Annotated in this window: 6 protein-coding genes; all 6 read right to left on the bottom strand. The window is 48.8% G+C overall.

The annotated features are described in order from the left end of the window. Positions 1 to 270: 270 nt before the first annotated feature. The 6 genes from lysS to tilS all read right to left on the bottom strand — a co-directional run bounded on the left by lysS (position 271) and on the right by tilS (position 7,857). A complete protein-coding gene (gene lysS / locus ACI3EZ_RS06000) occupies positions 271 to 1,761 on the bottom strand; it encodes a lysine--tRNA ligase (RefSeq protein WP_405025829.1) in 1,491 nt (496 codons plus the stop codon). A 49-nt stretch (positions 1,762 to 1,810) separates the two neighbouring features. After that, positions 1,811 to 2,818 carry a tRNA dihydrouridine synthase DusB gene (gene dusB / locus ACI3EZ_RS05995; RefSeq protein WP_405025828.1) on the bottom strand — a complete coding sequence of 336 codons (1,008 nt, stop codon included), beginning with the start codon at positions 2,816 to 2,818 and terminating at the stop codon, positions 1,811 to 1,813. Between the two features lie 2 nt (positions 2,819 to 2,820). Further along, positions 2,821 to 3,714, bottom strand: a complete 894-nt coding sequence (gene hslO / locus ACI3EZ_RS05990; protein ID WP_405024615.1) for an Hsp33 family molecular chaperone HslO — start codon at positions 3,712 to 3,714, stop codon at positions 2,821 to 2,823. Between the two features lie 102 nt (positions 3,715 to 3,816). After that, the gene (gene ftsH, locus ACI3EZ_RS05985; RefSeq protein WP_405025827.1) at positions 3,817 to 5,877 is read right to left on the bottom strand and encodes an ATP-dependent zinc metalloprotease FtsH; all 2,061 of its coding nucleotides are present in this window, start codon (positions 5,875 to 5,877) and stop codon (positions 3,817 to 3,819) included. Positions 5,878 to 5,969: 92 nt separating this feature from the next. After that, complete coding sequence (hpt, locus tag ACI3EZ_RS05980) at positions 5,970 to 6,509, bottom strand: hypoxanthine phosphoribosyltransferase (protein WP_405024617.1); 540 nt, start codon at positions 6,507 to 6,509, stop codon at positions 5,970 to 5,972. Then, entirely contained in the window at positions 6,502 to 7,857 is a 1,356-nt protein-coding gene (gene tilS / locus ACI3EZ_RS05975) for a tRNA lysidine(34) synthetase TilS (RefSeq protein WP_405025826.1), read from the bottom strand. The genes hpt and tilS overlap by 8 nt, the downstream gene beginning before the upstream one ends. Positions 7,858 to 7,863 lie beyond the last annotated feature (6 nt).

Here is a 7,863-nt window from a genome sequence, read left to right as displayed (position 1 = left end):
AAACTCTCATTTTGAATTCGTGACTCATTATTTATTACTAGCGAAGTTTGACTTCGTTAAATTATGTTGCTCAAAAGAGCCCTACACATTTAATTCGTCGATACTGTGTTCAGTTTTCAAAGATCTATCCCATTGCCTTACGACAACTATTTTATAATAGCATCACTCTCAATTACCGTCAACAACTTACTTCCTCTTTTTTCACAAAAATGCGCTTTTTATAAAAAAGAAACCGCGACGCAAGTCACAGCTCCTTTATTATCTTTTTTGTTATTCCGGCCGTCGCGTTGGGAATAACAAAACATCCCGAATCGACGGTGCGTCCGTTAACAGCATTACTAACCGGTCAATTCCAATTCCTAAACCACCCGTTGGCGGCATTCCATACTCCATTGCTTCCAAGAAGTCTTCATCAATACTTTCGGCCTCATCGTTTCCAGCCTGCCGTTCAGCCGCCTGCGCTTCAAACCGCTGCCGCTGATCAACCGGATCATTCAATTCAGTAAAGGCATTGGCATATTCACCACCAAGAATGAATAATTCAAACCGATCTGTAAATCGCGAATCACTAGCGTTCTTCTTAGCAAGCGGTGAAACTTCAACCGGATGCCCATAAATAAACGTTGGATCAACAATCTTATCCTCACAGAACGTTTCAAAGAATTCGTTAATAATATGACCTACCTGCCAGTAATCCTCATAATGAACGTGGTGCTCATCAGCAACCCTTCGCGCTTCTTCAAGCGTCATCCTTTGCCAGAAATCAACCCCCGTAACGTCCTTAATCATATCAACCATGTGAACGCGTTTAAACGGCTTATCAAGGTTAACTTCCTTCCCTTGATACGTCACGATTCCATTGCCAGTAACTACCTTAGCGGCTGCCTTAAAAATACCCTCAGTTTCATCCATGACATCCTCGAAATCCCAGTAAGCTGCGTACGTTTCCAACGTAGTAAATTCTGGATTGTGTCGGGTATCAATTCCTTCGTTCCGGAAAACTCGGCCCAATTCATAAACCCGCTCCATTCCACCAACAATTAACCGCTTCAATGGCAACTCCAGGGCAATCCGCAGGTAAAGGTCAATGTCCAACGCATTATGATGCGTAATAAACGGCCGAGCAGCCGCTCCCCCTGCCATGGTATTTAACACTGGCGTTTCCACTTCAATAAAGCCGTTATCATCCAAGTACTTCCGTACCGCCCGGATAATTTTACTCCGGTTAATAAACCGGTCATAACTATTCTTATTGGTAATCAAATCAAGGTACCGCTGACGATAAACCTGTTCGATGTTTTGTAATCCGTGATACTTATCCGGAAGTGGCCGCAGCGCCTTTGATAGGTGCGTCAACTTTGTCACGCGCAGGGTCAACTCACCCATGTCAGTCTTAATCACTTCACCGGTAATTCCCAGAAAGTCCCCAAGGTCAGCCCGCTTAAAGATATGATACTGATCCTCACCAACAACATCTTTCCGCACGTACAATTGCATTTTGCCGGTTCGGTCCTGCAGGTCAGCAAAGCCAACTTTACCCTTTCCCCGCTTAGCAACCATCCGCCCAGCAATCGTAGCCGTGAGCTCCGAATCATTGAGTTCTTCTTTACTCATTTTGCCGTACTTTGCGTGTAATTCCGCATTTGTCGCGTCCCGCTCAAAGCGGTGACCAAAAGGATCAATTCCCTCATCACGCAGCTCTTGCATCTTCTGCCGCCGTACCCGCATTTGATCGTTCATTGGCTGCTGCTTCTTTGCCATCTTTAATCGTCCCTTCTTCATCCTTAGTCCCTGTCAGTATACCATAAAACTAACACTGTTCCCGGCGGATCCGGCGTTCCTCGTAATCTGCAAGGAACTTGTCAAAAATCGCAACCATTTCTTCCTCGGTATCAGCATCATTTAATGCCGCCTTAGTCCGAGCAGATCGCGGAATCCCTTTTAGGTAGTACGCCGCTTGCGACCGAAATTCCTTAGGGCCAACCACTTCACCCTTAATCTTAATTAGCCGGTGAAGGTGCTCCTTAGCCACTTTGATTTTCTCCGCCGGGGTTGGTTGCGCAATCTTTTCGCCCGTTTCCAGGTAATGCGCAACCTCCCGAACTACCCACGGATTCCCGAGGGCTGCCCGCCCAATCATCACGGCAGTACACCCAACCTCATCAAGCATCTTCTTTGCTAATTCGGGAGTTCGTACATCACCGTTTCCGATAAATGGGATCTTAGTAAGATGATCGTTTACATCCCTTAAGATTTCCCAGTTAGCATGACCAGCGTACATCTGCTTCCGGGTTCGCCCGTGCATTGCCAGGGCCGCAACCCCCGCTTCTTCAGCTGCTAGGGCGTTTTCAACAGCCAAAATGTGATCATCATCCCAGCCGGTCCGCATTTTAACCGTAACCGGAATATCCACGCTATGCACAACAGCATTTAGCATGTGATAAATCTTGTCGGGGTCTAACAGCCACTTAGAGCCCGCCTCGGTTTTAGTTACCTTAGGCACCGGGCATCCCATATTAATATCAATAATATCCGTTCCGGTATTTTCCTGTACAAACTGGGCTGCTTCAACTAGGGTATCCTCATCGCCCCCAAAAATCTGAATGCTTACTGGATGCTCGTTGGGATTAACAAATAACATTCCGAGTGTTTTTTTATTTCGAAAATGAATTCCTTTATCCGAAATCATTTCGCACTCGACCAAACCAGCGCCAAATTCCCGACAAATTGTACGGAAAGCCACGTTCGTTACTCCCGCCATCGGAGCAACAACTACTTGATTCGGAATCTCAACGTTTCCAATCTTCCACTTTGTCACGGCTATCCCTCCTTTTGCGTTGCGTTCTTCAAAATCGTGCGGAGCTCCTGTTCACTAAACCGATAATCTTTCCCGCAAAAATGACACACTGCTTGGGCACCGTGATCCTCATCAATCATTTGTTGCAAATCAGCCGGAGCAACGCTTGCAAGGGCCGTTGCAAACCGCTCCTTCGAACAGTCACATTCATACTTAACCGGCATCGTTTCAAGTACCTTAAGGCGCCCTTTCCCACAAATGGTTGTTAGGATATCCTCTGGCTTTTTATGGGCCCGCATTTGTGCCGAAATTGGCGCCATCGCGTTAATCTGTTGCTCCACTTTGGTGATTACGTCATCATCCGCCCCGGGCATCACTTGAAGCATGAATCCTCCGGCCGTCGCAATGGTATTATCGTCATTAACAAAAACTGATAATCCCACCGCTGATGGAATTTGTTCAGATTTTGCCAGGTAATACGTGAAGTCCTCTCCCAGCTCACCAGACACCAGCGGAACTTCTCCGGTAAACGGTTCCTTCAACCCAAGGTCCTTCGTTACCGCCAAGAACCCCTTCGTTCCCACAGCCCCCTTAACATCAATCTTGTGCTGATCGTTAAGCGGAAGGTGCACATGCGGGTGTTGTACGTAGCCCTTCACCATTCCGTGCGCATTACCGTCAACAACAATTCCACCAACCGGGCCGTCCCCATTAACCTTAACTGTCATTCGCTCATCATCCGTAAGGGATGCGGCGCTCAGCATCACCGTTGCCACAATGCTCCGCCCAAGAGCAGCCGAGGCCGCACTCCAGGTATCATGTAACTGCTGCGCCTGGCGCACAGTAGCACTTGCATCCACTGCGTATGCCCGGATTTGGCCATCAAACGCCAGTGCCTTTACTAAATAATCGCTCATCTTGTCCGCTCCTTTCACCCATAATTTCCAGTAGTGATTTTATCATGTTTACATGCACGACAAAAGCGGGCAGTCGTTCGTCCCGACTATCCCGCTTTGTTCTTATTCATCCGATTGGTGGTTATGCGGATAGAACGTTACCGTTTTATTAGCGTCCTTGTCGTTCTTCCCATCATAACGCTCCGCTTCCTTCTGTTCGAGGGCTCGCTTTGATTCCTCAAAAGTAGCAGCCTTCTCACTTGGAAACTCATCTTCCTCACTCTGCGCTGGCATCTTTCCTGTCTTGTACAGGCTAAGAATTTGCTTTTCATCCAGCGTCTCATACTTCAACAGGGCTTCGGCAATTACCCGGTGCTGCTCACGGTGTTCCTGAATAATTTTCGTCGCCGTTGCCATTCCTTCATCGGAAAGGCGTTTAACCTCAGCATCAATTGTATTAGCGGTCTGACCAGAATAGCTATGCTGTCCAGCCATTTCGCCCGGATTCATGCTGGCGTCACCTTCGTACTGAACGGGGCCAAGTTTCTCACTCATCCCGTACTCTGTAACCATTGCCCGGGCTAACTGGGTTGCCTGCTGAAAATCATTAGCTGCTCCGGAAGACTGACTGTCAAAAATAATCTGCTCAGCAGCCCGACCACCCATTAATCCGGCAATCTGCTCCTTGAGGTTTTTCTTTGACATCAACATCTGATCTTCCTTCGGCAACATAATGGCATATCCGCCGGCCCGTCCCCGCGGCACAATCGTTACCTTATGGACAACCCGCGCATCGTTTAAGACCAGACCAACGATGGTATGCCCGGCTTCGTGGAAAGCCACCGTCTCACGTTCATGCTTGCTAATTACCCGGTCACGTTTTGCTGGCCCAGCAATTACTCGGTCCTCCGCTTCATCAAGGTCCGACGAATCAATCTGCTTCTTATTCCGACGGGCAGCTAATAGGGCAGCTTCATTTAACAGGTTTTCTAAGTCAGCCCCCACAAACCCCGGCGTTTGCTTAGCAATCATCTTCAGGTCAACGTCATCCGCAAACGGTTTGTTCCGGGCATGTACCTTCAAGATTGCTTCCCGGCCCTTTACGTCCGGCCGCCCAACTAAGATCTTCCGGTCAAATCGTCCCGGCCGTAGCAACGCTGGGTCCAAGACATCAGACCGGTTCGTTGCGGCCATCACGATGACGTTTTCGTCGCCTTCAAATCCGTCCATTTCAACCAGCAACTGGTTTAACGTCTGTTCCCGTTCATCGTGGCCGCCGCCCATGCCGTTGCCCCGACGACGACCAACCGCATCGATTTCATCAATAAAAATAATCGCCGGCGCGTTCTTTTTGGCAGTTTCAAAGAGGTCGCGCACCCGGGATGCCCCAACCCCAACGAACATTTCAACGAAGTCCGAACCAGAAATGGAGTAAAACGGAACACCCGCTTCACCGGCGACCGCCTTCGCGAGTAACGTTTTCCCGGTTCCTGGCGGGCCCTCAAGCAGAACCCCAGACGGGATCTTTGCCCCTAATGCCTTAAATTTTCGCGGATTACGGAGAAACTCAACAACTTCAACCAGTTCTTGCTTTTCTTCTTCTTCGCCGGCTACATCGGAGAACCGCACCTTGTTTTTCTTCTTGTCAATTGGCTTAGCCTTTGACTTACCAAAGCTCATCATCCGGCCGCCCTGACCACCCTGGCCAGCCTGCCCCATCATCATATAGAAGAAGAACAAGAAGAAGATTACCGGTGCCACGTAGATCAGCAACTGCATCCAAATACTATTGGACGAATCCGCCTTCGCATTGTTCTTTACGTGGTACTTATTAGCATATCGCTGAATCTCGCGGGCAGTCGGGTCGTTTGCAAGAACGGTAGCCGTGAAACTCGTCACCTTATTCGTACTGCTTCCCGTTCCCAAAAGACCGTTATTGGAACTGTGGGTTTTTTGGGGGTGCCGGTACGTCCCCGTTACCTTATAAGTTGATCCCGACGGCTGCATCGTATAACTCTTAACGTTATTTTCCCTTAACGCCGTAATGAATTGGCTGGACTGAATCTGCTGGCTAGACGACTCCGTCTTATCACCAAAGAAGTAATAGCCCATCCCAATCACACCAAGAATTATCACGAGGTAGAACAACACGTTGCGGAATAACCCATTACGCTTGTTATTCATGCGTTCACTTCCTCAATTCTCAAAAATTATCACTATTCATTAATGACTATCACGGTAAATCTTACCACATTTGACTATCATTGACTAACCTATTAATCAGAATAAACTTCCGGTTTTAAAACGCCGACGTACGGTAGATTCCGGTACTTTCCCGCATAATCGAGCCCATAACCAACGATAAATTCGTTGGGAACATTAAACCCAACGTAGTCTGGCGTAATCGCCTTTTCCCGGCGATCATGCTTATCAAACAGGGTGCATACCTTAACAGAAGCAGCATTCCGGTGACTCAATAACCCCACGAGTTTATCGAGGGTGCGGCCCGTATCAATGATATCCTCAACAATCAAGACGTCCCGACCACTCACAGAGACGTCCAGATCCTTTAAAATCCGCACGTCCCCCGTTGATTCAGTCCCATCGCCATAACTTGACACATCCATAAAATCAAGTTCCAGGTACGTTTTAATCTCCCGAACAATATCCGTCATAAACATTACAGCACCCTTTAAAATACAGATTACCAGCGGATTCTTCCCCGCAAAATCCACCGTAATCTGTTTTCCCATTTTCTGGCACGCTTGCTGGATATCTTCCTGACTATACAGGACCTTCAAAATATCGTTATCCACCGTTCGTTCTCCTTCCCGTCGCTGACCGATAAACTACTATGTATTGCCCTATTCTAGCATCTCCACCGGTGAGTGACAAATCACTATACTTAATGCCCAAAACAGCAATTACTTCGCCGGTCGCCGTAACCACAACCGGCCAATCTACCCGCTGACTTCCCGGAACATGAGCGGCCTGTAATACCCGCTTTACCCGTTGATGTCCTGTCCGGGTAATAAGCCGATCACCCGGCTGCCGTGAACGGATCGTCAACGGCCCTGCAGGTACTAGAAGACTTGGTCCCTCAACAGGACATTCTGTGCGTTCAAAGAGTCCAACCATTCCGCCAGTAGGAAGCATCACCCAACTACCAGGTGTAAGACGGAGTGAAAACGGACTTGTCGTTTGGAACGAAGGCTGCTTTATTTTAACCAACCACCCTTGGTCTTTAATGATAAAAAACGAACCGCAATTTACCATTCCATCAGGCCGCTGCAAATTAGCTGCAAGTTGTTCCACCTGGGCCCGTTGCCGGATGGTCATTGCCGGCGCAAACCGGTCAAGCACTCCCGCTTGAATTGCAGCAGGCAACCGTTGTAGCTGCTGGCAGCTTACACCCCGATCGGGCGAAACGACCCGGGGCCATTCCCGATCAACCTCCCATTTCACCGCTGTAAGTAGCTGTTGTACCCCACTAGCGGCCATATTAATGTGCGCCACGGCCACCGGATTCTCCTGTTCCAACTGGGGAATAATATGGTGCCGAATCCGGTTACGCTGCACGTCATCCTCCCCGTTTGTTTCGTCATCAAAAAAGCGCACGTGGTGCCGGATAGCATACGTCCGGAGTTCTTCTTTGCGCATTCCTAAAAGGGGACGAATAATACGTAAATTATCCCCAAACGAACGACTTGGTTGAATTCCTTGAAGCCGGTTAACTCGCCCACCCCGAATTAGTTTTTGAATCACGGTCTCTGCCTGATCATCAGCATGGTGCGCCGTTATCAGGGTTGGAATTTTATTTGCTTGCATAACCCGGTTAAAAAAGGCGTACCGAAAATCCCGCGCCGCGGCTTCAATCCCCGTCTTAGGGTGCAGGGCCTGTGCCCACTTAACCTGGTAAAGGGGCAGGCGGTGACGGTGACAATATGCCACTATGTACGCTGTTTCTGCTTGGCTAGCTGTCCGGAGCTGGTGGTCAACATACGCTACGGCAAGGCGTGGCCGCTCTCTTTCAGGTAAGCGTTGGAGAAGGGTAATGAGTGCCATCGAATCACTTCCAGCTGAAACGGCAACGAGAACCAAATGATGTGCAAGGTGAAAAGTCGTCATTGCCCGCCGAAACCGTAATTCAAGTTGGTCTGCCATCTAATC

Source organism: Ligilactobacillus sp. LYQ60 (assembly GCF_045033015.1).
Classification (GTDB): Bacteria; Bacillota; Bacilli; order Lactobacillales; family Lactobacillaceae; genus Ligilactobacillus.
Note: the sequence above shows the minus strand (reverse complement) of the source record. Positions and strands in the feature narration are given on the sequence as shown.

Bases quoted from the DNA above. Each gene is read 5' to 3' on its own strand.
- lysS (WP_405025829.1), bottom strand. From the start codon at position 1,761: ATGGCAAAGAAGCAGCAGCCAATGAACGATCAAATGCGGGTACGGCGG.
- hslO (WP_405024615.1), bottom strand. From the start codon at position 3,714: ATGAGCGATTATTTAGTAAAGGCACTGGCGTTTGATGGCCAAATCCGG.
- ftsH (WP_405025827.1), bottom strand. From the start codon at position 5,877: ATGAATAACAAGCGTAATGGGTTATTCCGCAACGTGTTGTTCTACCTC.
- tilS (WP_405025826.1), bottom strand. From the start codon at position 7,857: ATGGCAGACCAACTTGAATTACGGTTTCGGCGGGCAATGACGACTTTT.